This window comes from Comamonas sp. UBA7528 (genome assembly GCF_002479375.1).
GTDB lineage: Bacteria > Pseudomonadota > Gammaproteobacteria > Burkholderiales > Burkholderiaceae_C > Comamonas.
Genome location: NZ_DLMU01000014.1, coordinates 301180 through 327617, shown reverse-complemented (window position 1 = coordinate 327617; position 26438 = coordinate 301180). Strand labels below are relative to the sequence as shown.

The 26438-nt window shown below is 65.4% G+C and carries 23 protein-coding genes, 1 tRNA gene and 1 pseudogene; 17 read left to right on the top strand and 8 right to left on the bottom strand.

Annotated elements, in window-relative coordinates:
* Positions 1 to 2: 2 nt before the first annotated feature.
* Positions 3 to 665 (top strand): amino acid ABC transporter permease, encoded by a 663-nt coding sequence (locus tag B3349_RS17185; protein ID WP_291590569.1) that lies wholly within the window; start codon positions 3 to 5, stop codon positions 663 to 665.
* Positions 662 to 1462: an amino acid ABC transporter permease gene (locus B3349_RS17180; protein ID WP_291590568.1), complete on the top strand. Its 801-nt coding sequence runs from the start codon at positions 662 to 664 to the stop codon at positions 1460 to 1462. Before B3349_RS17185 ends, B3349_RS17180 begins: the two co-directional genes overlap by 4 nt.
* 198 nt (positions 1463 to 1660) lie before the next feature.
* Here the strand turns inward: B3349_RS17180 and B3349_RS17175 are convergent, their stop codons facing one another.
* Both B3349_RS17175 and B3349_RS17170 read right to left on the bottom strand, forming a co-directional pair.
* Positions 1661 to 3199, bottom strand: a complete 1539-nt coding sequence (locus B3349_RS17175) for an amidase (RefSeq protein ID WP_291590566.1) — start codon at positions 3197 to 3199, stop codon at positions 1661 to 1663.
* 77 nt (positions 3200 to 3276) lie between these two features.
* Positions 3277 to 4260: a Bug family tripartite tricarboxylate transporter substrate binding protein gene (locus B3349_RS17170; protein WP_291590565.1), complete on the bottom strand. Its 984-nt coding sequence runs from the start codon at positions 4258 to 4260 to the stop codon at positions 3277 to 3279.
* A gap of 209 nt (positions 4261 to 4469) precedes the next feature.
* Here B3349_RS17170 and B3349_RS17165 point away from each other — a divergent pair, with 209 nt between their 5' ends.
* The 3 genes from B3349_RS17165 (at position 4470) to B3349_RS17155 (ending at position 7280) form a co-directional block, all read left to right on the top strand.
* Entirely contained in the window at positions 4470 to 5489 is a 1020-nt protein-coding gene (locus B3349_RS17165; protein ID WP_291590564.1) for a LysR family transcriptional regulator, read from the top strand.
* A 168-nt stretch (positions 5490 to 5657) separates the two neighbouring features.
* On the top strand, positions 5658 to 6008 hold the full coding sequence (locus B3349_RS17160; RefSeq protein WP_283338371.1) for a RidA family protein: 351 nt from the start codon (positions 5658 to 5660) through the stop codon (positions 6006 to 6008).
* A 33-nt stretch (positions 6009 to 6041) separates the two neighbouring features.
* Positions 6042 to 7280, top strand: coding sequence for an NAD(P)/FAD-dependent oxidoreductase (locus B3349_RS17155; RefSeq protein WP_291590556.1), 1239 nt, complete (start codon positions 6042 to 6044; stop codon positions 7278 to 7280).
* 101 nt (positions 7281 to 7381) lie between these two features.
* On the opposite strand, the gene B3349_RS17150 is transcribed toward B3349_RS17155, so the two are convergent.
* Both B3349_RS17150 and dsdA read right to left on the bottom strand, forming a co-directional pair.
* Positions 7382 to 8560 carry a DSD1 family PLP-dependent enzyme gene (locus B3349_RS17150; RefSeq protein ID WP_291590554.1) on the bottom strand — a complete coding sequence of 393 codons (1179 nt, stop codon included), beginning with the start codon at positions 8558 to 8560 and terminating at the stop codon, positions 7382 to 7384.
* A 77-nt stretch (positions 8561 to 8637) separates the two neighbouring features.
* On the bottom strand, positions 8638 to 10026 hold the full coding sequence (dsdA, locus tag B3349_RS17145) for a D-serine ammonia-lyase (RefSeq protein ID WP_291590552.1): 1389 nt from the start codon (positions 10024 to 10026) through the stop codon (positions 8638 to 8640).
* 96 nt (positions 10027 to 10122) lie between these two features.
* Here dsdA and B3349_RS17140 point away from each other — a divergent pair, with 96 nt between their 5' ends.
* The 10 genes and pseudogenes from B3349_RS17140 (at position 10123) to B3349_RS17095 (ending at position 19257) form a co-directional block, all read left to right on the top strand.
* Positions 10123 to 11106, top strand: a complete 984-nt coding sequence (locus B3349_RS17140) for a LysR family transcriptional regulator (RefSeq protein ID WP_291590550.1) — start codon at positions 10123 to 10125, stop codon at positions 11104 to 11106.
* A gap of 606 nt (positions 11107 to 11712) precedes the next feature.
* A pseudogene (locus B3349_RS17135) lies at positions 11713 to 12189 on the top strand (NAD(P)-dependent oxidoreductase); the annotation flags it as partial.
* The gene (locus tag B3349_RS17130; protein ID WP_255503385.1) at positions 12175 to 12609 is read left to right on the top strand and encodes an NAD(P)-dependent oxidoreductase; all 435 of its coding nucleotides are present in this window, start codon (positions 12175 to 12177) and stop codon (positions 12607 to 12609) included. The pseudogene B3349_RS17135 and the gene B3349_RS17130, both read left to right, overlap by 15 nt.
* Positions 12610 to 12669: 60 nt before the next feature.
* A complete protein-coding gene (locus tag B3349_RS17125) occupies positions 12670 to 13647 on the top strand; it encodes a Bug family tripartite tricarboxylate transporter substrate binding protein (RefSeq protein ID WP_291590547.1) in 978 nt (325 codons plus the stop codon).
* Between the two features lie 20 nt (positions 13648 to 13667).
* Complete coding sequence (locus tag B3349_RS17120; RefSeq protein WP_291590545.1) at positions 13668 to 15098, top strand: NAD-dependent succinate-semialdehyde dehydrogenase; 1431 nt, start codon at positions 13668 to 13670, stop codon at positions 15096 to 15098.
* Positions 15095 to 15982: an NAD(P)-dependent oxidoreductase gene (locus B3349_RS17115; RefSeq protein ID WP_291590544.1), complete on the top strand. Its 888-nt coding sequence runs from the start codon at positions 15095 to 15097 to the stop codon at positions 15980 to 15982. Before B3349_RS17120 ends, B3349_RS17115 begins: the two co-directional genes overlap by 4 nt.
* A 2-nt stretch (positions 15983 to 15984) precedes the next feature.
* Entirely contained in the window at positions 15985 to 16338 is a 354-nt protein-coding gene (locus B3349_RS17110) for a hypothetical protein (protein ID WP_291590543.1), read from the top strand.
* Positions 16335 to 17183, top strand: a complete 849-nt coding sequence (locus B3349_RS17105; protein WP_291590540.1) for an alpha/beta fold hydrolase — start codon at positions 16335 to 16337, stop codon at positions 17181 to 17183. The genes B3349_RS17110 and B3349_RS17105 overlap by 4 nt, the downstream gene beginning before the upstream one ends.
* Positions 17184 to 17223: 40 nt before the next feature.
* Positions 17224 to 18450, top strand: a complete 1227-nt coding sequence (locus B3349_RS17100) for an ABC transporter substrate-binding protein (protein WP_291590539.1) — start codon at positions 17224 to 17226, stop codon at positions 18448 to 18450.
* Positions 18451 to 18462: 12 nt separating this feature from the next.
* Positions 18463 to 19257, top strand: a complete 795-nt coding sequence (locus tag B3349_RS17095; protein WP_291590536.1) for an N-acyl homoserine lactonase family protein — start codon at positions 18463 to 18465, stop codon at positions 19255 to 19257.
* Positions 19258 to 19384: 127 nt separating this feature from the next.
* Here B3349_RS17095 and ytfE read toward each other — a convergent pair whose 3' ends face one another.
* The gene (ytfE, locus tag B3349_RS17090) at positions 19385 to 20080 is read right to left on the bottom strand and encodes an iron-sulfur cluster repair protein YtfE (protein WP_291590534.1); all 696 of its coding nucleotides are present in this window, start codon (positions 20078 to 20080) and stop codon (positions 19385 to 19387) included.
* A 150-nt stretch (positions 20081 to 20230) separates the two neighbouring features.
* Here ytfE and norR point away from each other — a divergent pair, with 150 nt between their 5' ends.
* Positions 20231 to 21781, top strand: coding sequence for a nitric oxide reductase transcriptional regulator NorR (gene norR, locus B3349_RS17085; protein ID WP_291590529.1), 1551 nt, complete (start codon positions 20231 to 20233; stop codon positions 21779 to 21781).
* A gap of 183 nt (positions 21782 to 21964) precedes the next feature.
* Positions 21965 to 23431 carry a copper-containing nitrite reductase gene (gene nirK, locus B3349_RS17080; RefSeq protein ID WP_291590528.1) on the top strand — a complete coding sequence of 489 codons (1467 nt, stop codon included), beginning with the start codon at positions 21965 to 21967 and terminating at the stop codon, positions 23429 to 23431.
* A 172-nt stretch (positions 23432 to 23603) separates the two neighbouring features.
* Here nirK and B3349_RS17075 read toward each other — a convergent pair.
* From B3349_RS17075 to B3349_RS17065, 3 genes are all read right to left on the bottom strand, one after another.
* Positions 23604 to 23680, bottom strand: a tRNA-Gln gene (locus B3349_RS17075).
* Between the two features lie 120 nt (positions 23681 to 23800).
* Positions 23801 to 25141 (bottom strand): MFS transporter, encoded by a 1341-nt coding sequence (locus B3349_RS17070; protein ID WP_291590890.1) that lies wholly within the window; start codon positions 25139 to 25141, stop codon positions 23801 to 23803.
* Positions 25142 to 25331: 190 nt separating this feature from the next.
* Positions 25332 to 26255 (bottom strand): DMT family transporter, encoded by a 924-nt coding sequence (locus B3349_RS17065; protein ID WP_291590527.1) that lies wholly within the window; start codon positions 26253 to 26255, stop codon positions 25332 to 25334.
* Positions 26256 to 26438 lie beyond the last annotated feature (183 nt).

The window sequence follows — 26438 nt, the reverse complement described above, 5'->3', positions numbered from 1 at the left end:
CGATGGCCGAGGTTTCCAGGCTTCTGACCGAGTACGGGCCTGCCTTCTGGCAGGCTCTTTTGCTGACATGGAAGCTCACGCTCGTATCGTTCGTGCCCGGGTTCCTGTTGGGCACGGCCGTGGCCGTGCTGCGGCTGCTGCCGGTGCCACCGCTGCGCTGGGTGCTGACCGGCTATGTGGAGATCTTCCGCAACATCCCCAGCGTGGCGCTGCTGATCTTCATCGTGTTCGCGCTGCCTGATCTCAATGTGGTGATCGACTATGAACCCAGCGTGATCCTGGCCTTGACACTGGTGTGCTCGGCCTTCACGGCGGATTACCTGCGCGCGGGCATCAACACCATTCCCGGCAGCCAGATCGAAGCCGCACTGAGCCTGGGCATGCGGCCCAGGCACATCATTGCCGTCGTCGTGTTGCCGCAGGCGCTCCGCTCGGTGGTACAGCCGATGACATCGCTGCTGATTGCGCTGATGCTGTCGACCTCGCTGGCGTCGCAGGTGCCGCTTGCCAGCCGGGAGCTCACCTCGCTGGTGTCCAAGATCGCCACCGACTCCGCTGCGGGCATGGCCGCGTTCGCGGTGGCCGCCGCGCTGTACGTGGCGACCGGGCTGCTGATTGCCTGGGCGGGCGCCACCCTGGACAAGAAGCTGCGGATACTGCGATGAGCCGCCCTCTGGAAGACATTCTGTTTGCGGCGCCCAGCCCGCGGGCGCGTACCACCACCCGGGTGGCCAGCGCCATGGCCGCAGCCATGTTGCTGGTGCTGGCGGCGGCCATCACCTACCAGTTCCATGCCGCAGGGCAGCTTGACGCTCCGTTCTGGGAATTCTTTGCCTGGCCGACGACCTGGACCTTCCTCGCCAAGGGCCTGCTCGGCACGCTGAAGTCGTCAGCGATGGCAGCCGCCATCGCGCTGTCCTTCGGCCTGGTGCTGCTGGTGGGGCGCCTGTCGCGCCTGAAGTTCGTACGCTGGCCCAGCATCGCCGTCATCGAGTTTTTGCGCGGTACACCAACGCTGCTGCTCATCTATGTGTGCTTTCTGGTGCTGCCCACGCTGGGCATCAAGCTGGGCACCTACTGGATGCTGACCCTGCCCATCGGCCTGAGCACCGCTGCCGTGGTGGCCGAGGTCTACCGCGCCGGCGTGCTGGCGGTGCCCCGCGGCCAGACCGATGCGGCGCGCAGCCTGGGCATGACCGAAGCCCAGGTGTTCTTTCTGGTCGTCTTCCCGCAGGCGCTGCGCTACATCGTTCCGGCCCTGGTGGCGCAACTGGTCATCGTGGTCAAGGACACCACCTTTGGCTACGTGGTGACCTACGGTGAGCTGATGCAGAACGCCAAGGTGCTCATTGCCAACTACAACGCGCTGGTGCCCGTGTACCTGGTGGTGGCACTGCTGTACTGCCTGGTGAACTACACCATCTCCAGGGCGAGCAAACGGCTCAGCAGGCCGATGCACTGAGTCTGCACCGGGCGGCCGGTGGCGTGGCACCCCGCGCCGCCACGCCACCGACAGTGGGTAACAGGGCCACCTGCTTCCACCCCTCGGGTGTGAACAGCGCGGAGCCCAACCGCTTGAGCGTGTCTGGCTCAAACGGATGGTTTCCACGCTGTTCGCATCCCGGTGCATGGGTACCATGGGTATCAGTCCATCAGTCCATCAGACCGCTGACACGGCCTCCACGGCGGCGCCCTGTGCATGCAGCACGGGAGGTGCCGTGACGATGGAGGTCAGCGCCGGCTCTGCGGGCCGCAGCGCGGCCAGGTCCGGGCGTGGACGGCGCAGTGCCTCCTGGGTGGCAAACGCCTGTTCCATCGCATGGGCGGCACCCAGCAGCTCGTGGTCGCGGCGAAAGCCGCCAACCACCTGCAGGCCAAAGGGCATGCCGGCATGGTCTGTGCCGCACGGCAGCGAAATGGCCGGGTGCGTGGTCAGCGTGACCACATAGGTCAGCGCCAGCCAGCGGTAGTAGTTGGCCTGTTGCTGACCGCCAACCTGTGCGGCGTACAGCTGTGTCCAGGGAAAGGGCGAGACCGGCGTGGTCGGCGACAGAATGAGGTCGTAGTCGGCAAAAGTGTCCTGAAAGCGCTTGAGCAGCCGCGTCTGCTCTGCCTGCGCCCAGGCGGCGTCCAACAGGCTCATGCGGGCGCCCATTTCGTAGTTGGCACGCGGGTTGGGACCCAGGCTGTCGGGATCGCGCTCGTAGGCAGCCTGCATGCCAGCGACAAAGGATTCGGCGCGCAGCACGTCGAAGCAGCGGTGCACATCGCCCAGGTCCAGCTTGACTTCGTCGCAGGCCGCAAACAGGTGGCGCATGGCTGCGATCTTCTGCCGGAATGTGGCGCGGATGCCCTCATCCACGTCGCAAGCGCCAAAGTCTTCCGTCCATGCCACGCGCAAGCGGCTGAGGTCGGTGCGCGCAGGGTGAAGGAAGGAGGCTGGATCCAGCGGATAGCTCAAGGGATCACCGGCATGCACCCCTGCACTGGCCGCCAGCTGCAGGCAGGCATCTTCCACCGTGCGCCCCATGGGCCCGACGACCGACAGCGGCGTCCAGCCCAGCAGCTTACGCACGCTGGGAACGATACCCGGCGAGGGGCGAAACCCCACCACGCCGCATTTGGCGGCCGGAATGCGCAGGGAACCGCCGGTATCCGAGCCGGTGCACACCGGCAGCATGTCGCAGGCCAGTGCCGCAGCCGATCCCCCCGACGAGCCGCCCGCGTTGAGATTGGGGTTGAAAGGGTTGCCGGTCGCGCCCCAGACATCGTTGCGCGAGTTGGCGCCCGCGCCCATCTCCGGCACATTGGTCTTGCCGGCCACGATGGCACCCGCACGGCGCAGGCGGGCCACCAGCTCGATGTCCTGGGTCGGCACGTGGTCGCGGTAGATGGGCGAACCCCAGGTGGTGAGCAGCCCTTCGGTGGGCTCCAGGTCCTTCACGCCCAGCGGCAGGCCATGCAGCAGCCCCAGCGGAGCGCCCGCCATCACCGCCTTTTCGGCGGCACGCGCTTCACTGCGCGCGCGGTCAAAACAGGTCGCGGTGACAGCGTTGACATAAGGGTTGACGCTGTCGATGCGGGCGATGCAGGCATCGAGCAGTTCAACCGGCGAAATCTGCCGCGCACCAATGAGGCGGCGCAGTTCGACGGCAGACAGTTCGACCAGCGACGGACTGGATGATGGGGCGGTGTGCATGGATGTCTCTCTCATAGGTACAGATACAAAAACCCCCCGCATGCTGACGGCCAGCAGCGGGGTGGATGGGTGCGGTATCAATCGGCGGTGATGTGCGCGCTGTCGGCCAGCTTCTTCATCACGGGCATTTCCTGGCGGATCAAGGCGGTGGCTGCGGCACTGTTGGCATAGGCGGGGTCAAAGCCCTGGGCCTTCATCTTTTCCTGCACATCGGGGGCGGCCGCGACCTCCGCCAGCGTGGATTCCAGCTTGGCCTTCACACTGGCTGGCATGCCTTTGGGGCCAACGATGATCAGCCAGGTGTCCATGTCGATATCCTTGAAGCCGGCCTCGGCGAAGGTCGGCACGTCGGGCAGCAGGGACGAACGTTTGGCCGTGGTCACGGCAACGGCCTTGATCTTTCCGTTCTTGATCTGGGGGATGGCCGCGGCCACGGTATCGACCGAGAACGGGATTTGCCCGCCGATCAGGTCCGTCATCGCCGGTGCGCTGCCCTTGTAGGGCACATGGGTCATGTCGATCCCGGTTCTGGCCAGTACCAGCTCGCCGGCAAAGTGGGCGGTCGTACCGCTGCCGAAGGAGCCGAATGCGTATTTGCCAGGCGACTTCTTGACGTACTCCACAAACTGCTTCACGCCCGACACCGGCACCGCGCTGTTGGCCAGCACGATCAACCCGGTGCGTGCCGGAATACCGATGGGATCGAAACTCTTGACCGGGTCATAAGGCAGGTTGGGGCGGATGGCGGGGTTGACCGTGAAGGTGCTGCCGGAGCTGACCAGCAAGGTGTAGCCGTCGGCCGCAGCCTTGGCCACATACGTCGCACCGATGATGGTGCCCGCGCCCGGGCGGTTGTCGATGATCACAGGCTGGCCCAGTTTTTCACCGAGCTTCTGCCCCAGCAGGCGACCGATCACATCCGTGGCACCGCCAGGCGAGAACGGGATGACCAGCGTGACGGGCTTCGACGGGTAGGCATCGGCAGCGATGGCGGGGACGGCGGCAACCAGGCTCAACGAGCAAGCCACGGCCAGGCGGGTGAAAGCGGTGATGGATTTCATGGTGAAGCGACAGGTTCGGTGAGACAAGGGGACGAGGGAAAAACACCAGCACAGGAACAACGATCCGGATCGATCCACAACCACCGTGGGGGCGCTGAACGTGCTGAATACGAGTTCATGCTAAGAGTGCTCAACCGATGCCACAAGCGCAATGTTTAGAATAATTCATTGCCAAAAATAGAATTCATACGTGTTGGAAGGATGGCGCGATGGGTAAAACAGATACCGGAGCAGGAATCGGTCCTGCCACAGCCAGCAGCCGGGTGCTGCAGGAAGCAGCCGTGCGCTATTTCCTGGAAGTGGTGCGCACGGGTTCCATCAAGGAGGCCGCCACGCGCTTGAACGTAGCCCCCTCTGCGGTCAGCCGCCAGATTGCGCGGCTGGAAAGCGACCTGGACACCTTGCTGTTCGAGCGTCGCTCGCGTGGCATGGTGCCGAATTCGGCGGGCGAACTGCTGGCTGCCCACGCGCGCCGGGTCGAGCAGGACATTGAGCGCGTCACCAGCGAAATCCAGTCGCTGCGCGGCCTGCGCACCGGGCAGGTGCGCATCGCCTCGGTCGAAGGCTTCGCCCATGACTTCATTCCCACGCTGATCGCGCAGTTTCAGCGCCGCTACGAAGGCGTTGTGTTCCGGCTTGACGTCTGCTCGCAGGGCGATGTGGCCCGGCGCGTGCGAGATGGCGAGGTCGACATCGGCATCACCCTCAGCTCGGTCCCCGAGCCGGACATCCGCGTGGAGCTGCGCCACCCCTGCCCCATCATGGCGGTGCTGGGGGAAAGGCACCCGCTGGCCTCACGGCCGCAACTGTCGCTGCGCGAAGTGACGGCCTACCCGCTGGTGCTGCCGCTCAAGAGCAGCACCTTGCGGCAGTTGCTCGACATCAGTTGCAGCCGCCAAGGCCTGCGGTACCGCCAGGTGCTGGTGAGCAACCATGCCGACGCACTGGTCAGCTACGCCGCCAGCAGTGAACTGGGCGTGGCGTTCTATGGCGAACTGTCGGTCCGTACGCGGCGCGGCGGCAACGCAGTGCGGGCCATTCCCCTGCGCGACCGCGAGATGAACGAGCGCTATCTGGAAGTCCAGACGCTGGCCGGGCGCAATCTGCAGGAAGCCGTGTACGCCTTTGTGCAGTACCTGGTGGCGGCCATCCGCGCCGACGGCGACGAAAGCGGCGGCGATGCGGACGACGTGGACGACACAGGGGACGTCCGATTGCCCGGCGCGTGAAAGGCGGCGTGCCAGCAGGCACCGAATTGCTGGATCGGCAATCGACCATTCTGATTTCTGCGCAGCACGGGGGACCTGGCCAGTACCGCAGCCCGCCAGAATGGTGCACTTCGGCGCGTTTCCAGCGCCTTTCAGCCTTTCGGTTTTCCGCACCCAGGAGTCCCTTCCATGTCCACCATGCCCGCCCTCCCCTTTTCCAAGATCCGCACGGCCGCCGGCCTGGCCTTCCTGTCCGGCGAGATGCCGTTTGCCGCCGATGGCAGCATTCCCGAAGGCATCACGGCGCAGACACACCTGACGCTGGAGCGCATTGCCGCCACGCTGGCCACCGAAGGCCTGTCGCTTGCCGACGTGGTCTCGGTCAACGTCTTCCTCACGCACAAGGAGGACTTCGCCGCATTCAATGCCGCCTACGCCAGCCACTTCGCCGATCCGCTGCCGGTGCGCGCGACTGTCTGCACCGAACTGGTGGCCCCGGCCCGCATCGAGATTGCGGTCGTGGCGGCGCTGCGCGGCTGATAACTCCCTTTCCCCCAAACAGGAACACACACCATGGCATCCGAAGTCCTGGTTCTCGGCGCGGGCATGGTCGGCGTCAGCACGGCGCTGGCATTGCAGCAACGCGGGCGCCAGGTCGTGCTGGTGGACCGCCGCCCACCGGGCCGCGAAACCTCGTACGGCAACGCCGGCTTCATCCAGCGCGAGGCCGTGCAGCCCTACGCCTTCCCACGCAGCTGGCAGGCACTGTGGCGCGTGGCGACAGGGCAAGGCAATGACGTGCATGTGCACTGGACGGCATTGCCCTCCCTGGCAGGCCGCCTGCTGCGTTATTGGCAGTCTTCGGCCCCCGCGCCGTACGCGAACACCTGCGCCGCCTATGCACGGCTGATCGCACACTGCATTGCCGAACACGAGCCTTTGATTGACGCCGCGGGCGCGCAGCACCTGGTGCGCAAGGAAGGCTGGCTGCAGCTGTACCGGCAGCCCGCCTTGCTGGACACGGCGCTGCGCAACGCAGCCCAGGTTGCGCAAGCCCACGGGCTGGACTGGGCTGCGCTGGACGGAGCCGCCCTGGGCCAGCTGGAGCCTGGCCTGCGCGAGACGCCGGCAGGCGCCATCCATTGGCGTGACCCCTGGACCATTTCCGACCCGGGAGCGCTGGTCGAACACTATGCCGCGCTGTTCGTGCAGCACGGTGGCCGCATCGTCGAAGGCGATGCCGACAGCCTGCAGCAGACGGGACTGGGCTGGCGCGTTCAGACCCGTGACGGTGCGCTGGAGGCCGAGGCAGCCGTCCTGGCGCTCGGGCCGTGGGCCGAAGCGCACACCCGCCGACTGGGCTACCGGCTGCCACTGTTCACCAAGCGGGGATACCACCGCCATTACCAGGGTGGAGGAACGCTGCGCCGGCCCGTGCTCGACACTGACCATGGTGTGGTGCTGGCGCCGATGCAACGCGGCCTGCGCCTGACCACCGGGGCCGAATTTGCCCGTGCCGGCGCACCGGCGACACCGGTGCAGCTGCACGCGGCCGAACGTGCCGCCGAGCGGCTTCTGGGCCTGGGCCAGCCGGTCGAAGCACAGCCCTGGCTGGGTGCCCGCCCGTGTTCTGCGGACATGCTGCCCGTCATCGGCCCGGCACCGCGCCACCGCGGCCTGTGGTTCCATTTTGGCCATGGCCACCAGGGTTTCACCCTGGGCCCGGCATCCGCCCGGCTTCTGGCCGAACGCATGTGCGGCCAGACCCCGTATGTAGACCCTGCGCCCTACGATCCATCGCGCTTTGGCTGAACACCAGGCGCGGCCCGCCGCAGATGGTGCCGGCCCGCTCACGGGGAGCCGGCAGGCTCGTCAAAAGAGCATGCTGCAGGAGCACCCTGTCGGCAGAAGGTTCAGCGGCTCAGACCGCGCGCCGCAACGGGCCAGATAGATTCGACCACGCCATGCCGGTAGCCAATCAGGCTGTCGTGCAGGTTGATCGTGGGGTCCACGTGCCCCGGCACCAGCAGCACCAGTTCCCCCAGAGCCGGCAACGCTGGCAAGGCAGTGGTTCCTGCCGTGCTGGCCGCGTCCGCTGCCAACCCCACCGTACAGTGCTCGTCACTGACACCGGTACAGGCCAGCACGGCATCGGGCCGGGCCTGGGCCGCATTCCACACCTGGGGCAGACCGCTTTCCAGGCTCATGGATTTCAAGCCTGCATCCAGCACGGCATGCGTGCCTGCGGCACGGCTCATCACGCGGGTCGCCAGAAACAGGCTGTGCGCAAAGGAAGGCACGCCCGCTCCGGATGGCTGGTTGTGGCTGTAGTCCACATCCATGAAGGCGTAGCTGCCGGCCTGCAGCTCGGTATAGACGCCGCTGGCAAAGTCGATGTCGGCACTCCCGGTGCCTCCGCCGGTCACGACCGCGCAGGGCAGTCCCTCGCTTTCCAGCCGCGCCCTGGCCTGGCGGATGCGCGCGTTCGCAGCATCTATGATCTGTTGGCGTTCCCCCGGCAGGCGGACATGCTGCACCGTACCGTGGTAGGCCTGCAAGCCACCGAAAGACAGCCGGGGCAGTGACTGGATACGGCCCGCGATACGGGCCATCAGATCCAGATCCGCCACACCGCAGCGGCCATGGCCGATGTCGATCTCAACCAGCACGGTCAGTTCGGCCCCGGCTTCTTGCGCTGCAGCCGCCAGCCATTCGACCTGCTGCAGATCGTCCACGCACACGCTCATGCGTGCATGGCAGGCCAGCTGCGCCAGCAGGCGCGCCTTGCCGGGCGTAGCGATTTCGTTGCTGATGTGGATGTCGCGCACCCCGGCTTCAATGAAGGGAATCGCCTCGGACACTTTCTGGCAGCAGATGCCGACCGCACCACGTGCGATCTGGGCCAGGGCCACGACCGGGCATTTGTGTGCCTTGCCATGCGGGCGCAAGGCCATGCCTGCGGCATTGGCACAGGCCTGCAGATTGTCGAGGTTGCGCTCGAAGGCGTCGAGGTCCAGCAGCAACGCCGGCGTGTCGATATCGGAAATCGGTGCGCCGATGGCGGCTGCAGGAGGCACAGTGAAAATGGACATGTCAGCGATGGCGATGGCAATGGAAACGGGCAAAAAATGGCAGGGAGGTGCACGCAGCAGGACGCAGCGCAGCGTCCTTATGGCTGCTGGGCCAGCAGATCGCGCCCGGTCTCCCAGAACTGCTGGTACTGCGCGGGCGGAACGAACAGCCCCCCCGTGGTCCAGACCACATGTGTGGACTGTGCCAGATGCGCCTGCAGCCCACTCTCCTGCAGATAGCGTTGCCCTTCGGGCGTGCCCAACAGCATCGACGGACCGGCCATACCGGCGGTCGCCGAAGGCTCCACGCGCAGGCCTTCGGCCTGTTCAAGCTGGTAGACAAAGCGCATGAGCTGCGCATCCTCGACCGTGTAGATACCGCCCAGCACCTCGCGCATGGCGGCGCTGGCCAGGCGCGAGGCCTGCGGCACGGCCAGGCCATCGGCCTCGGTCCGGTTGTGCAGCCCGTAGTCATACACCGTGGGGTGTGGGCCTTGCGGGCCGTCCGCTCCGTCCATCATCTGCACCAGCACACAGGGCGACTGCACCGGCTCGGCAAAGAAGCAATGCGCATGGGGGCCCAGAATCTGTCGGACACCGAAGGCAATGCCCGCCGGAGCCCCGCCCACACCGCACGGCAGGTACACGAACAGCGGGTGCTGGGCGTCCACCACAATGCCCTGCTCCGCCAGCTGGCGGCGCACACCGAAGACGGCGGCCGCATAGCCCAGGAACAGCGAGAGCGAGCGCTCGTCGTCGACAAAATGTGCCAGGGGATCGGTTGCGGCCTGTGCGCGACCCTGGGCCACGGCCTGGGCGTAGTCGCCGGCGTGTTCGACGACCTCGACACCCCGCTGGCGCAAGCGGTCCTTCTTCCAGGCCTTGGCATCCGCCGACATGTGCACGCTGGCCTTGAAGCCCAGGGCCGATGCGATCACGCCAATGCTCAATCCCAGGTTGCCGGTGGAGCCCACGGCCACGCTGTGGCGGGCGAACACCTCACGTGCGCGCTCGCTCAGGAGTGCGACATAGTCGGCCGCGCCGGGCTGGCTGGGCAGCAGGCCGTTGGCAGTGGCCACACGCTCGGCAAATTCCAGCACTTCGTGCAGCCCGCCGCGTGCCTTGATCGACCCGGCGACAGGCAATGCATGGTCCTGCTTGATCAGAACACGCCCCTGCCCGGCGCCCACGCCCACCAGCGACGCCACGGCGGGTGCGGGGGACAGTGCGGACTCGATCACACCGCCCGACGCGGCCAGCTCGGGAAACAACTTGGCCAGCAGCGGCGCAAAGCGCTTGAAGCGCGACCGGGCAGCTTCAATATCAGCCAGACTAATGTATTGGCGCTCTGCCGGGCTATAGGATCCTGTGGCGGCGAGGGCCTGACCGACTTCCTGCGCGGCCACCGCAGTAGTGCGCGCCGGGTTGAGCCACAGCAAGGGGAGAGATTGTTTCAGGCGCATCAGGGTTGGGTCGGAAGTGGGCATCGCGTGGCAGTCTTTCACAGGGAGGCGCCCATTCTTGGCTCGCCACAGACCGGATGCAAGTCACTTATAGTCAGGGCAACCTCAACGATACTAATAATGAGCACCTCCACACGCCTGCTCTCACCGTCGCTGCTGTCCTGGCTGCGCTGCTTTGACGCGGCAGCACGACATGGCAGCTTCACCCGCGCCGCCGAAGACCTGTGCGTGAGCCAGGGCGCCGTCAGCCAGCAGGTCAAGCAGCTGGAGCAATGGCTGGGGCGCCCGCTGCTGCTGCGCTCACCGCGCGGGCTGACGCTGACGCCCGAGGGGCTCTTGCTGGGCCGGGTGCTGCGCGAATCGCTGCAATCCATTGAAAACACGCTGGCCGATCTGCGACAGGAGAGCGAGGGGCAACCGGTGACGATGAGCTGTGCGCCCTCTTTTGCGATGGCCTGGCTCACGCCCCGGCTGGGTACCTTCTTCCAAAAACACCCGCAGATCGATCTGCGCGTACAGGCCGAGTTCCACGCACTGGACCGCGGGCGCATGCTGCGCGACGGCGTGGACGCGGCGCTGCGCTTTGACCTTGGGAACTATCCCGATCTGCACGCCTGCAAACTGCTGAGCGAATGGCTGGTTCCTGTGGCCAGCCCGGCCTTCCTGGCCGCACACCCGGCACTGGCAACGCCCCAGGGCCTGACGGGGAATATGTTGCTGCACGATTTCAGCCCCTGGGAAGGCGCCAGCACCCACGCCGAATGGGCGCATTGGTTTGCGCACATGGCGCTGCCGCCCCCCGACTGGACCTTGGGCCGCACCTACAACCTGGCGATGCTGGCGCAAAGTGCGGCCTGCGCCGGGCAGGGGGTGGCGCTGGGCCGCACCGCCCTGGTCATGGACGATCTGGCGGCAGGCCGGCTGGTGCCCTTGTTCGGGTGCCGCGTGCCCGCGCAGGCATCCTATATGTTCGTGCGCACGCGCCAGCCATCGCGGGTGCTGGATGCCATCGAGCAGTGGCTGCTGGCGCAAGCCCGGGCGTTTGAGGTACAGCGGCAGGGCTTGCTTCAGACACTGGCGCTGCGCGGTGTGCAAGCCGCCTGATCTGCCAAATTGCTGCATCCGTCTCGCAAGATGCACCAATCTGCAGCTCCTGCTCAATCTCTCGGCCCGTGGCGCCCGTCGCTGATGGCCGCGTCCTGACCGGCAGCCCACGGGTCTCCATCAACGAACCCCATCCGCAGGGGTTCCCCCCATGGCCGGTATCCCGGCGCACCACGGCCCGTTGTACCGAACTGCGGTGACCGGCCAGTGCGTCCTGCCCGCCGCAGGCAAAACGGCGGGCAGTCACCCCCCATGGGCTGCGGGTGCCTGGCATATGGCGCCCCTGCACGGCAGCGCCTGCGAGAGCCCCTCCCTGCATTGCCCCACATCCAACACCTACAGCGCCAGGCAGCAGCGGGATGTCCGCCCGACCACTTCTCGCCCCGCACAAGCGCCAGAACACAGCGTGTTGACGGTGGCATGCGGGCGCGGCCATGCCATACGGTGGACAGCCCTTCAGGGAACAACGGCTTGGTGCCTTCAACGCTGTTTCCAGGGAGACACCAGCCTCTTCCTAGAAATACCAAAAACTCATATCACCAAGATGATTTCTCTTCCTTTTAACAGCGCCAGACCGATAAATTTTTACCAAACAACCAGGAGACAAAAACAATGGACATTGGATTCATCGGCCTTGGCCGGATGGGATGCTCGCTCGCCCGTTCCCTGCTGAAGCACCAGCAACGCGTGACGGTGTTCGATATCAACGCCGACGCTGCGCAACAACTGGGGGCGGAAGGTGCGGTCGTGGCCCCCGATGTGGCCAGCCTGTGCCGCAGCGCGGATATCGTCTTCACCATGCTGCCCGGGCCCAAGCAGGTCAAGCAGGTGGCGCTGGGCGAGAACGGCGTCCTCCAGAACCTCCAGCCCGGCGCCATCTACATCGACATGAGCACCATCGATGTGGACACGGTCGACCTGCTGAACGACGCCTTCACCCAGGCCGGCTTTGCCTTCGGTGACGCCCCCGTGGGCCGCCTTGCCATGCATGCCGACCGCGGCGAGTCGCTGTTCATGCTGGGCATCGATGCCCAGCACCTGCCCACCGTGGAGCCGGTGCTCTACCAGATGGGCACCACCATCCACCACTGCGGCCATGCCGGCAGCGGCACGCGCACCAAGATCATCAACAACATGATGGTTCTGTGCTACTGCCAGATCAACTCCGAAGCCCTGGTGCTGGCCCGGTCGCTCGGACTCGATACCGCCAAGACCTTCGACGTACTGGTCAACACCACCGCCAGCAATGGGCAGCTGAAGGAAAAGTGGCCCAAGAAGGTGCTGGCCGGGGACCTGAGCCCGGGCTTTGATCTGGCGCTGGGCTACAAGGACATCTCGCTCGCCTCCAGTGCCGGGGCTTCCACGCAGGTGGCCCTGCCCGTCTGCGATACCGCCAAGAACGTGTTCCGCATGGCGCTGGCCGCAGGCAAGGCCGGACAGGACACCTCCTGCCTGACCGACTACTGGGCCGAGGTCAACGGGGTGGAGAAGATCCGGCTCTGAACGGACCCGACCGCAACCACGGCAGCGACAACAACAACGACAGCATTCAGGAGACAAAAAATGAATTTCACCCGACGCACCGTGCTCGCTACGGCAACGGCCACAGGCCTTGCTTTCTCCACCCTCGCATCGGCGGCGGGCTACCCGGAAAAGCCGGTCACCATCACGGTCGGCTTCTCTGCGGGCGGGCCCACCGACATCGTGGCCCGCATCCTGGCCGAAAGGCTCACGCAGAAGTTCGGCCAGAGCTTCATCATCGACAACAAGGCAGGTGCCAGCGGCGCCGTGGCCGCCAACCAGGTGAAGAAGGCGGCCCCCGACGGCTACACGCTGATGATCGGCAGCAGCAGCACGCTGTCCATCATCCCGTACGTGCAAAAAGGCGTGCAGTTCGACCCCATCAAGGACTTCACTCCCATCGGCCTGGTGGCCAGCTACCCCTACTACCTGACGGTTCCGCCAGATTCCAAGTTCAAGACCTATGACGATCTGGTCGGTTTCGCGCGCCAGAAGGGCAATCAACTGACCTACGCATCGGCCGGCAACGGCGCCATCAACCATCTGGCAGGCGAATGGTTCAAGAGCGACACCGGCATCAATGCGCTGCACGTGCCCTACAAGGGCGATTCCGCTGCCGTGATCGACCTGGCGGCCGGCCGTGTGGACCTGGCCTTCTTGGCCGGCGTGGTGGCCATTCCGCAGGTGCAGGCCGGCAAGCTGCGCATTCTGGCCTCGGCCAGTTCGGCGCCGGAAAAAGGCCTCAAGGGCACGCCGGTGATCGGTCAGACCAAGCTGCCCGGCTTCGCCGCAGAACCCTGGAACGGCCTGATGGGCCCGGCAGGGCTGCCCGCCGATGTCGTCACCAAGCTCAACAGCGCCGTCAACGAGATCATGTCCAGCCCGGAGGTCAAGGCCAGGCTGCTGACCTTGGACCAGTACCCGCTCACCGGGACGCCTGCGCAGTTCAAGGACTTCATCCAGAAGCAATCGGCGCACTGGGCGGGCGTGATCAAGACATCCCATATCACGCTCGATTGATGGGCTGCGAGAACCGACACATGCAATATTCACAGTTCATCCAGGGAAGCTTCGTCGCAGGCGCGTCGACCAACCTCTTCGAGGTGGTTTCGCCCTCGACCGGCCAAGTGATTGGCAGCTACGCCATGGCCTCGTCCGACGATGTGGCGCGCGCCATCGACAGCGCCCGCAAGGCCCAGGCCGTGTGGAAGAAAAGCGGCGCAGTCCAGCGCTCCGACCTGCTGCGCAAGATCGCGATGGAGATGCGTGCAGACCGCGACCGGTTCGCCACACAGATCACCAGCGAACTCGGCAAGCCCTACAGCGAAGCACAGAAGGAAGTCGATGTCGCTGCCGAAATGTTCGAGTGGGCCGCCGAAGAAGCCCGCCGTCTGTATGGCCGCGTGATTCCCGCGCGCGCCCCCGGCATTCAGCAGATTGCGCAGCTAGAGCCGGTGGGGGTGGTCGGCGGCTTTTCGGGCTGGAACGCGCCCGCGATCACACCGTCGCGCAAGATCAGCGCCGCCCTGGCGGCAGGCTGCGCCATCGTCATCAAACCCTCGGAAGAGACTGCCGGCGTGGCGCTGCTGATCGCCCACGCCTGCCAGCGCGCCGGCACCCCTGCGGGGCTGGTCAACATGGTGTTCGGCAACCCGGCGCAGATTGCGGACCAGCTCTGCAGCGCCCCCGACATCGCCATGATCACCTTCACCGGCGGCACCGAAGTGGGCAGGCAACTGGGGGCAAAGGCCGCCGCGCAGATGAAGAAGGCCACGCTGGAGCTGGGCGGCCACGCCCCGGTGATCGTCTGGAGCGATGTGGACATCGACAAGGTGGCGGCCGCCACGGTGGCCACCAAGTACCGCAATGCGGGCCAGGTCTGTACCTCGCCCACGCGCTTTCTGATCCACGCCAGCATCTACGACGCGTTCTGTACCAGGTTTGTGGAGCATGTCCAGAAACTGCAGGTGCTCGATCCCTTTGATGCCAAGGCGCAGATGGGGCCGCTCAAGAACCAGCGCCGCCGCAGCGCCATTGCCCAGCTGGTGGCGAACGCCGTGCAGTCGGGGGCCACGCTGCTGGCCGGCGGCAAGAGCCTGGACCAGCCGGGCTTCTTCTACGCGCCCACGGTACTGGCCGTGCGCGACAAGCAATCCGATGTCTCGCGCATCGAACCCTTCGGTCCCGTTGCGCTGCTGATTCCCGTACAGGATGCGGACGAGGCATTGCACGAGGCCAACAGCCTGCCTTTTGGTCTGGCGGCCTATGCCTTCACCAACGATATGCAGCTGGCACACCGGTTTGCCAACGAGATCGAAAGCGGCGTGGTCTGCATCAACGAACTGCAGGCCTCGCTGCCCGAGACCCCGTTCGGGGGCTACAAGGACAGCGGTCTGGGCTCCGAAGGCGGCATCGAGGGGCTGCGTGAGTTCCTCAAGGTCAAGTGCGTGCGCCAGGGAGGTCTGGCATGAGCGGCAAACCCATCCTCGGTTTCATCGGCGTGGGCGTGATGGGCATGGGCATGTGCCGCAATCTGGCGCAGAAGTCCGGCTGCACGGTGCTGGCTACCGACCTCAACACCGACAACGTGCGTGCGCTGGCCGGCGACGGCGTGATTGCCAGCAGCGTGCAGCAGATCGCCGAAACCGCCAGCATCGTGTTCCTTTCGCTGCCGGCCATCCAGCATGTCGAGGCGGTCTGCAACGGCCCGGACGGGCTGGTGGCCAACGCCCGTGCCCTGCAAACCATTGTCGACATGAGCACCAGCGATGTGGAGCGCACGCGCCAGCTGGCGACCACCCTGGGGAACGCCGGCATCGACCTGGTGGATGCGCCCGTGGCCCGCAGTCGCGAAGCCGCCAACAACGGCACCTTGCTGATCACCGTGGGCGCCAGCGAATCGCAGTTTGCCGCCATACAACCCTACCTCGACTGCATGGGCAGCGACGTGCTGCACTGCGGCCCGACCGGCGCCGGGCAGGTCGTGAAGATCCTCAACAACATGGTGCTGCTCAACACCGTGCACACCCTGGCCCAAGCCTTTGCCATGGCCGAGCAGTCGGGCGTGTACAAGGACCTGCTCGCCCATGCGCTGGGTCTGGGGTCGGCGGCCTCGTTTGCCCTCAAGCTCACCGGGGCCAACTACCTGGCCCAGGATGTCTTCCCGGAAAAGATGTTCTCCACGGCCTATGCCCTCAAGGACCTGAAGCTGGCACTGGAGCTGTCCAGCACCGTGCAGCTGGACAACGCCATCACCGCGCTGACCGCGCAGCAGCTGCAGAAATCCATCGACGCGGGCTTCGCCGACCACTACTACCCCGTGATGTACCGCGTGATTGCCCACACGAAAGGCTAACCATGAGCACCACCCCTGTTCACCTGAATGACTGGCTCGTCCACCGCGGCAGATTCGTCCATGTGACGTTTCTGCTGCAAAGCGGCGAGAAGGAATGGCTGGTCCACATCCACGAGGGACGCATAGAAAGCATCCAGAGCGGCCCGTTCGTGATGCCCCGCTGGACGTTCCGGCTGGCGGCCGAGGCGCAGGCCTGGCGCAGGTACTTCGCCAGCACGCCCACACCGGGCTTTCACGATTTGATGGCGATGATCAAGTTCAAGCACCTGCGGCTGGAAGGCGACCAGCATCCGTTCATGAGCAATCTCCTGTACTTCAAGGATGTGGTCAAGTCACTCGGAGGGGTCGTGCAATGAACCGCCAACACATGGAACCCATCTCGGGCGGCTACGTCCACGTCACCATCCAGGACCGCGACAACCGCATCTACGTGGAAACGGCGGGCCAGGGCCAACCCTTGCTGTGCCTGCACACCGCTGGCAGCGACTCGCGCCAGTACCGCGGCCTGATGAATTGCCCGGAGATCACCGAGCGCTTTCAAGTGATCTGTTTCGATCTGCCCTACCACGGCAAGTCTTCGCCCCCCGAGGGTTGGGAGCTGCACGAGTACCAGCTCACCTCACAGCTCTATGTGGACTCCATCCTCGGCGTGATGGATGCGCTGGACATCCGCCGCCCCGTCGCCATGGGGTGCTCCATCGGCGGCCGTGTGGTGCTGCACCTGGCGCTGCAGCATCCGGAGCGGTTCAAGGCCCTGATCGGCCTGCAATCGGGTGCCCATGTCGCGCCCTACTACAACCTGGAATGGCTGCACCGCCCGGATGTGCACGGCGGCGAAGTCTGTGCCGGCATTGTGTCCGGCCTGATCGGCCCGCACGCCAAGGAGGTGGATCGCTGGGAAACCCTGTGGCACTACATGCAAAGCGGACCCGGGGTGTTCAAGGGCGATCTCCACTTCTACAAGGCCGAAGGTGATCTACGCGCGCTGGCGGGCCGCATCGACACGGCGCAATGCCCGCTCTATCTGCTGACAGGCGAGTACGACTATTCCTGCACGCCTGATGACTCCCAGGCCCTTGCCCAGAGCATCGCCGGGGCGCAGCTGTCGATCATGCCCGGCCTCGGCCATTTCCCGATGAGCGAGGCCCCCGCCGATTTCATCGCGCACCTGATGCCGGTGCTCCGGCAGATTCAACCCTGAAGCCCCGCACCGCCAAGCCAGATCACGCAGGAGACACACCATGAAGTTCATTCCCCCATCGGCCCTCGCTTTTTCCGCCATCGCACTGCTCAACGGCGCAGCCTACGCGCAAGCCGGAGGCGCGAAGATCTCGGACGGTGTGGTCAAGATCGGCGTGCTCACCGACATCAACGGCCCGTTCATGGACAACGTCGGCAAAGGCTCGATCGTTGCCACCGAGATTGCGGTCGAGGAATTCGGTGGCAAGGTGCTGGGCATGCCCATCGAGATCGTGACCGCCGACCACCAAAACAAGGCCGACATCGCCTCGACCAAGACCCGTGAATGGCTGGACCGAGACAAGGTGGACGCGGTGACCGAACTGGGCAACAGCGCCGTGGCCCTGGCCGCAATGAAGATCGCCCAGGAAAAGGGGCGCATGTCCATCGTCACCGGGGCTGGCGCACAGCGCATCAGCAACGAGGACTGCACGCCCAACAATGTGCACTGGGTCTACGACTCGTATGCCTTGGCCAATGTGGGCACCAAATCGCTGGTGAAGAAGGGCTTCAAGACCTGGTACTACGTGACGGCCGACTACGCGTTCGGGCACTCGCTGGAAAACGATGGCAGGAAGTTCATCGAAGCGGCGGGCGGCAGCGTCGTGGGCTCGTCACGCTACCCCTTCCCCGGCAACGACTTTGCCTCCTACATCGTCAAGGCCAACGGCAGCAAGGCCAATGCGGTGGCCATTGCCACGGCAGGCCTGGACCTGCAGAACGCCATCAAGCAGGGCCGTGAATTCGGCCTGGGGACCGGCGGCCAGGCGACGGTGGCCATGCTGATGAGCATCATGGACGTGCATGGCCTGGGGCTCAAGAACGCGGGCAATATGATGTTTGCCGAATCCTTCTACTGGGACTATGACGACGAATCGCGCAAGTTCGCCGACAAGTTCATGAAGAAGATGAAGCGCATGCCCACCGCGCTGCAGGCAGGCCAGTATTCGGCGGTCCGCACCTACCTGAAGGCGGTCGAGCAGGCCAGAAGCGACGATGTCACCGACGTCATCAAGGCCATGAAAAGCATGCGCATCCAGGACGCCTTTGCCAAGAACGGCACGCTGCGCGACGATGGCAAGATGGTGCACGACATGCTGCTGGTGAAGGTGAAGACACCGTCGGAATCCAAGAAGCCCTGGGACTACTACAGCGTGCAGGAAACCGTGCCGGGCAAGGAAGCGTTCGAAAGCCTGGACCAGAGCAAATGCCCTCTGGTGAAGAAGTAAGCGGCAAGCAGGATGCGGCCAGACGATCTGCCCCGTTATGAGGTCCTCGCCATCAGGTACGCCAGCGTCGCGCGGGTGCGGCAGAGCAATTTTCTGCACCCCGTCGACGGTGACCCGGATGCCTTGATGCCCCTGGACTTCTTTGTCTGGCTGGTGCGAGGGGGCGACCAGTTGCTGCTGGTCGACACCGGCTTCAGCCAGGTCTCCGCCCTCGCCCGCCAGCGTGCATTCCTGCAGGAGCCGGTCCAGGCGCTCGGCGCACTGGGCATTGCGGCCGACGACATCCGCGATGTCGCCATCACCCATTTGCACTACGACCATGCCGGCAATGTGAACCAGTTCCGCAACGCCCGCATCTGGCTGCAGCAGCGCGAGATGGCCTACGCCACGGGCAGGTGCATGTGCGATGCGAAGCAGAACCACTTCTTCGCACTGGACGATATTTCCGTGGTGCTCAAGCGCCTGTACGCGGGCGATGTCCGCCTGATTGATGGCATGCACCGGTTTGCACCCGGCATCGAGTTTCACCGTGTCGGCGGTCACACCGACGGCCTGCAGGTGGTGCGCGTGATGACGGCCAGGGGCTGGGTGGTTCTGGCCTCCGACGCCGCGCATTACTACGAAAACCTGGAGAAACAGAACCCGTTTCCCGCCATCCACAGCCTGGACAGCATGCTGGCCGGGTACGCGCTGATCCGGCAACTGGCGGACGGCCCGGACCACATCATTCCTGGGCACGACCCGCAGGTCTGCGCCTTGTTCACGCCCCTTCAACTGCCAGGCTCGTCCATCTACCGCATCGCCTGATGCATGTGGCCCGTCCCCTGGCTGGCAGACATGGCCTCCCCCACATCCACGAAAAAGCGGCCCCAAGGCGCTTTTTCATGGGCTGAGCACGCCCACTTCGGGGGCTGTCTCAAGACGGCAGCGGCGGTCACACCGCAGCCACTGCCTGCTCCGTGTGCAGGAACAGCACATTGTTTTCCAGGTGGATGTGCTGCATCAGGTCTTCCTTGAACTCGCGCAGCCCGCCGTACAGCGCACGCCAGGTGGTGCAGGCGGCACGCGGCGGCGTGATGTTGTCGGTCAGATCCAGCAGTTTCTGCAATTCGCCGCCATGCTGGTCGTGCTCATGGCGCATCACCGCGATCGGCATCCGGGCCTGGGCATTGCGCTGGGCGAGCAGCAGCGGGAACAGGATTCTTTCTTCCTTCAGCATATGGCTTTGCAGCGCCTGGAACATGGCTTCCAGATGGTCTGCCAGGCCGACCGGGCAATCGTCGCGGTCCCCGTGCACCTGCTCCACGCGGTGGGCCAGGCGGATCAGCTCCGGCAGTTGCTGGCGGTGCACTTCATGGTAGCGCTGCAGGATGTGCTGGATCAGTACATCGCCGTGGCCGGCATCGCACGCCGCCACCGCTGCCGATTCCGCATCGGCTTGTGCCGCCACGGCCGGCAAGCGCATCAGCTCGGCTTCGACGGCAGCAGGATCCACCTGCTTGGCTTGCGCCGCCTGGGCCAGGCTGTGCTTGCCGCCGCAGCAGAAATCCAGGTCGTATTTGTGGAACACCGCGGTGGCACCGGGAATTTTTTTGGCAATGCTGCCGACGGACTGGTCGATGAGAGACATGGCAAACCTTTGGGGTAACAGGTGATGCCTTTGCGCTAGCGCAAACCATGCCCGCTTTCACCTCCTTGAAAATCAATCAGTTAGCGGATTCATGGGTAGGATTTACCTCAACCCACCCGGTCACAAATACCCTGTCAGGTCGTTTTCACCATGCTCGACTCCCTGGTTCTTTCCGATCTTTCCACCGAATTGCCGCAGGCCGTGCGCCTGCAACGGCTGGTCGAAAGCCTGCAAGCCGAATTTCACTGCGGCGCGGTGGCCTTGCTGCGGCTGGAAGGCGAATGCCTGCGCCCGGTGGCCGCAGCAGGCCTGGTGCAGGAAGCCCTGGGCCGACGCTTCACCGTGAGCCAGCACCCGCGCCTGGCCACCATCCTGTCCCGCAGTGGCGAACTCACACGCTTTCACCACGACAGCCACCTGCCCGATCCCTATGACGGTCTGCTCAATGAACGCGCCGGCCAGGCGCTGCCCGTGCACGACTGCATGGGGCTGGGCATTTCCATCGAAGGCTGGCACTGGGGCGTGATCACGCTGGATGCCCTGGACGTCGGCACGTTTGACGCCCAGGCCCAGGAGCGCCTGCAGGCACGGGTGCCGCTGATCGAAGCCACGGTGCGCATGGCGCATCTGGAGTCCGAGGTGCGGGCACTGCGCCTGTCGCGCAGCGCCCAGCCCTCCGATGCCACGCCTGCGGCACTGCAGGAAATCGTGGGCCAAAGCCCTGCCCTCCTGCAACTGCAACAGGAGCTGGCCGTGGTGGCCGAAACCGATATGCCCGTGCTGCTGCTGGGTGAAACCGGTGTAGGCAAGGAGCTGTTTGCACGCCGGCTGCACCAGCTGTCACGCCGCCGCCAGCAGCCCATGGTGCATGTCAACTGCGCTGCCTTGCCCGACACCCTGGCCGAGAGCGAGCTGTTCGGCCATGCCCGCGGGGCGTTCTCCGGGGCGGTGGCCGCCCGAGCCGGACGGTTCGAAAGCGCGGACCAGGGCACCTTGTTTCTGGACGAAGTGGGCGAACTCACGCTGCCGGTGCAGGCCAAGCTGCTGCGCGCCTTGCAGAACGGAGAGATCCAGCGCCTGGGTGCCGACCAGCCGCGCAAGGTGGATGTGCGCATCATTGCCGCCACCAACCGCGCCCTGAACGAACAGGTGCGCGACGGCGGCTTTCGCGCCGATCTGTTCCATCGCCTGTCGGTCTATCCCTTGCATGTGCCGCCGCTGCGCGAACGTGGCGATGATGTGCTGCTGCTGGCCGGACGTTTCCTGGAGCTCAACCGCAGCCGCCTGGGCCTGCGCAGCCTGCGCCTGACCAGCGATGCCCAGCTTGCCATGCGCCGCTATGTATGGCCAGGGAATGTGCGCGAGCTGGAGCATGTCATCAGCCGCGCCGCACTCAAGGCCGTCAGCTACGGGGCTCGCCGCACCGAGATCGTCAGCCTGGATGCGGCCTCGCTGGACCTGGAGGCCGCGCCATTGTCTGCGCCGGCACTCGCTCCCGGTGCTGCCCTGCCGGGCGGTGCGGCAGGCCAGGTGACCAGCACCTTCAGCTCCCTGCGCGAGCAGGTGGACCATGTGCAGCGCAGCGCGATCGAACAGGCGCTGGGACAGCACCAGGGTGTGTGGAGTGCCGCCGCCAAGAGCTTGCAGATCGATAGCAGCAATCTGCACAAACTGGCCCGTCGTCTGGGCATAAAAGGCTGATTGCACTCCTTTTATTGGCCCTACGCGGTTTGTGTGGTTGGCCTGCGCCACGCCATTTGACGCTTGATCCAACGCAAATCGACGCCCTCCGAATCTCCGAAGAATTCCCTTCAACGGCAGCAGATGCGACGCCCAAATTTCTGGGCACCGCAGTCCGATTGCCGGGATTACAAGGAGAAGCGTATGACCTCGACACGTTGCCTGACCCCCGTTGCTTTCGCCATTGCCTTGGCACTGAATCTGGCCCCCAGCCTCGGCAGTGCACAGGCGGCACCCACCGCCGCAGCCGCCAAGAAAGCCGCCACCGCCCAGGTGCGCAAAGTGGCACTGACGACCAACATCGTCGACGGCAAGATGGTCTATGTGAATGCCAAGGGCCAGGTGAACCCCACCATCGTGGCCGAAGTGGGCGACACGGTAGAGATCGTGCTCAAGAGCGGTGAAGGTGCCGAGCATGATCTGGCCGTCGAAGGCCTGGATGTGGTTTCCAAGAAGGTGAATGCCGACACGGGCCCGACCACGCTGCGCTTCCAGGTGACGAAGGCCGGCACCTTCAGCTACTACTGCACCATCCCCGGCCACCGCCAGATCGGCATGGAAGGCAAGCTGGAGGTCAAGGGCACCACGGTCGAAGCCGAAAAGGCCGTGCAGAAGAACACCTCCGGTCCCGAAGCCCTGTACACCCCTGCCGCCACGATGGCGCCGGCCCTGGCCGGTGCCATCAGCATTGCCGCTGACCCCAGTGCCGTGCCGCCCGCCGTCAAGGCCGCAGGCCCGCAGAAGCACCAGAAACGCATCGAGACCGTGGAGCTGGTGGGCAAGCTGGATGACGGCACCACCTTCACCTACTGGACGTTCGACAAGCAGGTGCCCGGCCCCATGCTGCGCATGAAGCAAGGCGACACCATGGAGCTGACGCTGGCCAACGCCAAGAGCAGCAAGATGATCCACTCCATCGACCTGCATGCCGTCAACGGCGGCCTGGGCGGCGGCGAACACACCCAGGTGCCGCCCGGCCAGGAAAAGACCATCACCTTCAAGGCGCTGAACCCGGGCCTGTACGTGTACCACTGCGCCACGCCGCTGGTGCCCCACCACATCATGGCGGGCATGTACGGCATGATCCTGGTGGAGCCCGAAGGCGGACTGCCCCAGGTGGACAAGGAGTTCTATGTGATGCAGGGTGAGATGTACACCACCCGCCCCATCGGGTCCAAAACCCACCAGGAGGTGGACTTCGACAAGATGGCCGCCGAACTGCCGCAGTACTACGTGTTCAACGGCGCTGTGGGAGCGCTGACCAAGGAGCACAAGCTCAAGGCCAAGGTGGGCGAGAACGTGCGCATCTACTTTGGCGTGGGCGGCCCCAACAAGATCTCGTCCTTCCACGTCATCGGAGAAGTGTTCGACAAGGTGTATGACGAAGCCTCGCTCACCGCCATCAAGCACAACGTGCAGACCACGGTGGTTCCTCCGGGTGGCGCCGCGATCGTGGAGCTGACCCCGCAGGTGCCAGGCAACTACCTGCTGGTGGACCATGCGCTGTCACGCACCGGCAAGGGCCTGGTTGGCATCCTGGAAGTGACCGGCCAGGCGGAACCCGGCGTGTACTCCGGCGTCTCGGACCCGAACGCCGCACACGGCCACTGACGGCGTCCGCACCGGCATCCCTGCGCAGCAACGCCCTTGCCCTGCAGGGGCGTTGCTGTCGGTGCCGTCGATTCTGCAAGACGGTGCAAACAGGACGCGCAGAAACGGCAACCGATTGCCAGGCAGAAAAAGCAAAACCCCGACCGCTTGAGCAGTCGGGGTTTGCAGATCTTGGCAGGGGAAGAAGGATTCGAACCTTCGCATGCCGGAATCAAAATCCGGTGCCTTAACCAGCTTGGCGACTCCCCTAGAGAAGCTGCAATTCTAGCAGCATTTTTTAACGCTCCAGAAAATTCACGACAAATTCTTTGCAATACCCGGTCCGGATGCTGCCGGACCTTGCACGGCCACCAGCGGCCCTCCGGGTGCTCACGCCTTGGTCGGTGCCTTGCGCAGCACACTGAAGCAGCCGGCCACCACGGCACAGCAACCGGACAGCAGCAGCGCGTACTGTTCGGCCTGGCCGGGCTCACGGTTCCACACCAGGAAAGCCGCCGCCAGCAGCACCGCGCCCAGGCCCTGGCCTACATGGCGGGCGGCGCCCAGCATGCCGCTGGCCGCGCCGCTGCGGTGCAGGGGCGCCGATGTGACGATGGTGAAATTGTTCGGCGACTGGAAAAAGGCAAAGCCCATGCCGCACAGCGCCATGCGCCACACCACGTTCCAGTTCGACGCATCCTGCGGCAGCAGCGCCAGCGCCCACAGTCCCAGGGCAAACAGCGCCATGCCCACGGCGCCCAGGCGACCCGCCGGCCAGCGGCCAATCATCCGCCCCACCCACGGTGCAGAGATGGCCAGGGCCAGCGGCCAGGCGCTGATCAGCAGCCCGGCCTGTCCCGTGGGCAGACCACGCGCCTCGATCAACAGGAACGGCAGGGCCAGAAATGCCATGGTCTGGGCGCAGAACGCCGTGATGGAGGCACACATGGACAGCGCAAACACCGGAATGCGCAGCAGATCCAGCGGAAACATCGGCGCACTCAAGCGGCGCTGGCGTCGCAGATACCAGGCACCCACACCCACACCCAGTCCCAGCCACAGTGCCGCCGGCCACAGGCTGCCGCCGGGCTGCAGGTGGCTGAGCCGGTCCACGCCCAGGAACAGGCTGGCAAACATCACGATGTTCAGCACGCCGTCCAGCCAAGACAGCGGTTGCTGTTGCGCGGCGGCCTGCGGCACCGGTTGCGGCAGCGCACGCGTGCCCAGCCAGCTGATGGCCAGGGCCAGCGGCAGGTGCAGGGCAAACAGCCAGCGCCAGTCCCCCAGCGAAATCACCGCCGCCGCCACGGCCGGCCCGGCCACAAACGACAAGGCCACCGTCAAGGAGTTGAGCGCCATGCCCTTGCCCAGCTGGGCGCGCGGGTAGATCAGCCGCACCAGCGAGGCGTTGACACTCAACACCCCGGCCGCTCCCAGGCCCTGCAGCGCACGCGCCACGATCAGCCAGGGCAGCGAAGGCGCCAGCAGCGCGCCCACGCTGGCCAGGCCAAAGATCACCATGCCCCACAGGTAGACGCGGCGATAGCCCATGCGGTCGCCCAGCGCGGCCAGCGGCAACAGCAGCACCAGGGAAGCGATCTGGTTGGCATTCACCACCCACAGCGTCTGCGCCGGATCCACCTGCCACTGGCGCGCCACCTGGGGCAAGGCCATGTTCATCATCGTGCTGTCCATCACGCACAGCACCAGGCCCAGCAGGATCACGGCCATGGCGATGTGCCGCTGCGGCAACGGCAGGCCATCGGCCACCACGGGGGCCGCTGTGCTGCGGGGAGGATGGGAAGGGGAAAAATCGTCTTGACGCACTCGCTGCTCTCTCATTCCTTACAGGGCGCACCTTACTGCGCCCGCTGTTCCTGTGCAGCTGCCCACAGGACAGCCACATGCGCAGACGGGCGACTCACGCCCGCCCGCGCACACTCAACCACATGCTGCAGATGCCGCACAGCACCACGCCGGCCATGCCCAGCAGCGACTGCGCATCGGGCACCTGGCCAAACAGCAACCAGCCCACGCCCATGGCAAAACCGATCTGGCTGTACAGAAAGGGCGAGATCACCGACGGCGTGGCATGCGTATAGGCCTGCAGCAGCATCAAGTGCCCCACGCCGCTGCACAGCCCCATGGCCGCCACCGCCAGCCACAGCTGCCAGCCTTCCACCGCCTGCCAGAACCAGGGCAGAAACGGAGTGGTCAGCAGCATGGGCAGCCAGGTGGAATACAGCTGCGTGGTGTGCGGTGCATCCAGGCGCGCCAGACGGCTGCCCAGCAGCAGGTAGCCGGAGCCGCTGACCAGCAAGCCCACCGGCAGCAATGCCTGCCAGCCCAGGGCCTGGTCGCTGCGTTCCGGCCGCACGATGACGATCACGCAGGCCAGGCCCGCTGCCAGCAGCAGCCAGCGCACGGGACTGACCTTCTCCTGGTACAGCCAGGCCGAGGCCACCACCACCAGCAAGGGGCAGGCCGACCAGATGGCCGTGAAGTTGCCCAGCGGCATGCTCTGGATGCAGAAGAAGGCACAGATCGACGTGGAAATGCCAAACAGCGCACGACTGGCCTGAAACCTGGGGTGTGCCGTGCGCAGCGCCGCCAGACCGTGCCGGGGCAGCACCAGGGCCGTGGTCACCAGCGCCTGGGCCAGAAAGCGCAGCCACAGCACCAGCAGCATGGGCAACAGCAGGCCCGCATATTTGGTGGCACTGTCCAGCAGAGCGAACAGCGCACAGGCCGACAGCGTGAGGGCAATGCCCAGCAAGGCCGAACGCGAAGCCATACCGGCAGTACCGGCCGAAACGGGGGCCGCGCCCCCGGGCAAGGAGGACATCGGCGTCCACCCTCTTTCACAAATAAAAGCCGCCCCACCGGCGGTGTGCAGCCCTGTCGCGCGCGGGTCGGAGGCCAGGGGCTCCGGCCGGGCAGTGCTGCACAGGCAGGTCAGGCCGGCGCACCATGCGCACAGGCAACTTGCATTTTAGGAGCAGCATGCCGCCGCGTGGTGTGCCCCATC

Bases quoted from the DNA above. Each gene is read 5' to 3' on its own strand.
- B3349_RS17170 (WP_291590565.1), bottom strand. From the start codon at position 4,260: ATGAAATCCATCACCGCTTTCACCCGCCTGGCCGTGGCTTGCTCGTTG.
- B3349_RS17110 (WP_291590543.1), top strand. From the start codon at position 15,985: ATGAGCACCACCCCTGTTCACCTGAATGACTGGCTCGTCCACCGCGGC.
- B3349_RS17115 (WP_291590544.1), top strand. From the start codon at position 15,095: ATGAGCGGCAAACCCATCCTCGGTTTCATCGGCGTGGGCGTGATGGGC.
- B3349_RS17160 (WP_283338371.1), top strand. From the start codon at position 5,658: ATGTCCACCATGCCCGCCCTCCCCTTTTCCAAGATCCGCACGGCCGCC.
- B3349_RS17120 (WP_291590545.1), top strand. From the start codon at position 13,668: ATGCAATATTCACAGTTCATCCAGGGAAGCTTCGTCGCAGGCGCGTCG.
- B3349_RS17155 (WP_291590556.1), top strand. From the start codon at position 6,042: ATGGCATCCGAAGTCCTGGTTCTCGGCGCGGGCATGGTCGGCGTCAGC.
- B3349_RS17070 (WP_291590890.1), bottom strand. From the start codon at position 25,141: ATGGCCGTGATCCTGCTGGGCCTGGTGCTGTGCGTGATGGACAGCACG.
- B3349_RS17125 (WP_291590547.1), top strand. From the start codon at position 12,670: ATGAATTTCACCCGACGCACCGTGCTCGCTACGGCAACGGCCACAGGC.
- ytfE (WP_291590534.1), bottom strand. From the start codon at position 20,080: ATGTCTCTCATCGACCAGTCCGTCGGCAGCATTGCCAAAAAAATTCCC.
- B3349_RS17165 (WP_291590564.1), top strand. From the start codon at position 4,470: ATGGGTAAAACAGATACCGGAGCAGGAATCGGTCCTGCCACAGCCAGC.
- B3349_RS17065 (WP_291590527.1), bottom strand. From the start codon at position 26,255: ATGTCCTCCTTGCCCGGGGGCGCGGCCCCCGTTTCGGCCGGTACTGCC.
- B3349_RS17175 (WP_291590566.1), bottom strand. From the start codon at position 3,199: ATGCACACCGCCCCATCATCCAGTCCGTCGCTGGTCGAACTGTCTGCC.
- B3349_RS17130 (WP_255503385.1), top strand. From the start codon at position 12,175: ATGGGCACCACCATCCACCACTGCGGCCATGCCGGCAGCGGCACGCGC.
- B3349_RS17185 (WP_291590569.1), top strand. From the start codon at position 3: ATGGCCGAGGTTTCCAGGCTTCTGACCGAGTACGGGCCTGCCTTCTGG.
- B3349_RS17105 (WP_291590540.1), top strand. From the start codon at position 16,335: ATGAACCGCCAACACATGGAACCCATCTCGGGCGGCTACGTCCACGTC.
- B3349_RS17100 (WP_291590539.1), top strand. From the start codon at position 17,224: ATGAAGTTCATTCCCCCATCGGCCCTCGCTTTTTCCGCCATCGCACTG.
- B3349_RS17150 (WP_291590554.1), bottom strand. From the start codon at position 8,560: ATGTCCATTTTCACTGTGCCTCCTGCAGCCGCCATCGGCGCACCGATT.
- dsdA (WP_291590552.1), bottom strand. From the start codon at position 10,026: ATGCCCACTTCCGACCCAACCCTGATGCGCCTGAAACAATCTCTCCCC.
- norR (WP_291590529.1), top strand. From the start codon at position 20,231: ATGCTCGACTCCCTGGTTCTTTCCGATCTTTCCACCGAATTGCCGCAG.
- B3349_RS17140 (WP_291590550.1), top strand. From the start codon at position 10,123: ATGAGCACCTCCACACGCCTGCTCTCACCGTCGCTGCTGTCCTGGCTG.
- B3349_RS17095 (WP_291590536.1), top strand. From the start codon at position 18,463: ATGCGGCCAGACGATCTGCCCCGTTATGAGGTCCTCGCCATCAGGTAC.
- B3349_RS17180 (WP_291590568.1), top strand. From the start codon at position 662: ATGAGCCGCCCTCTGGAAGACATTCTGTTTGCGGCGCCCAGCCCGCGG.
- nirK (WP_291590528.1), top strand. From the start codon at position 21,965: ATGACCTCGACACGTTGCCTGACCCCCGTTGCTTTCGCCATTGCCTTG.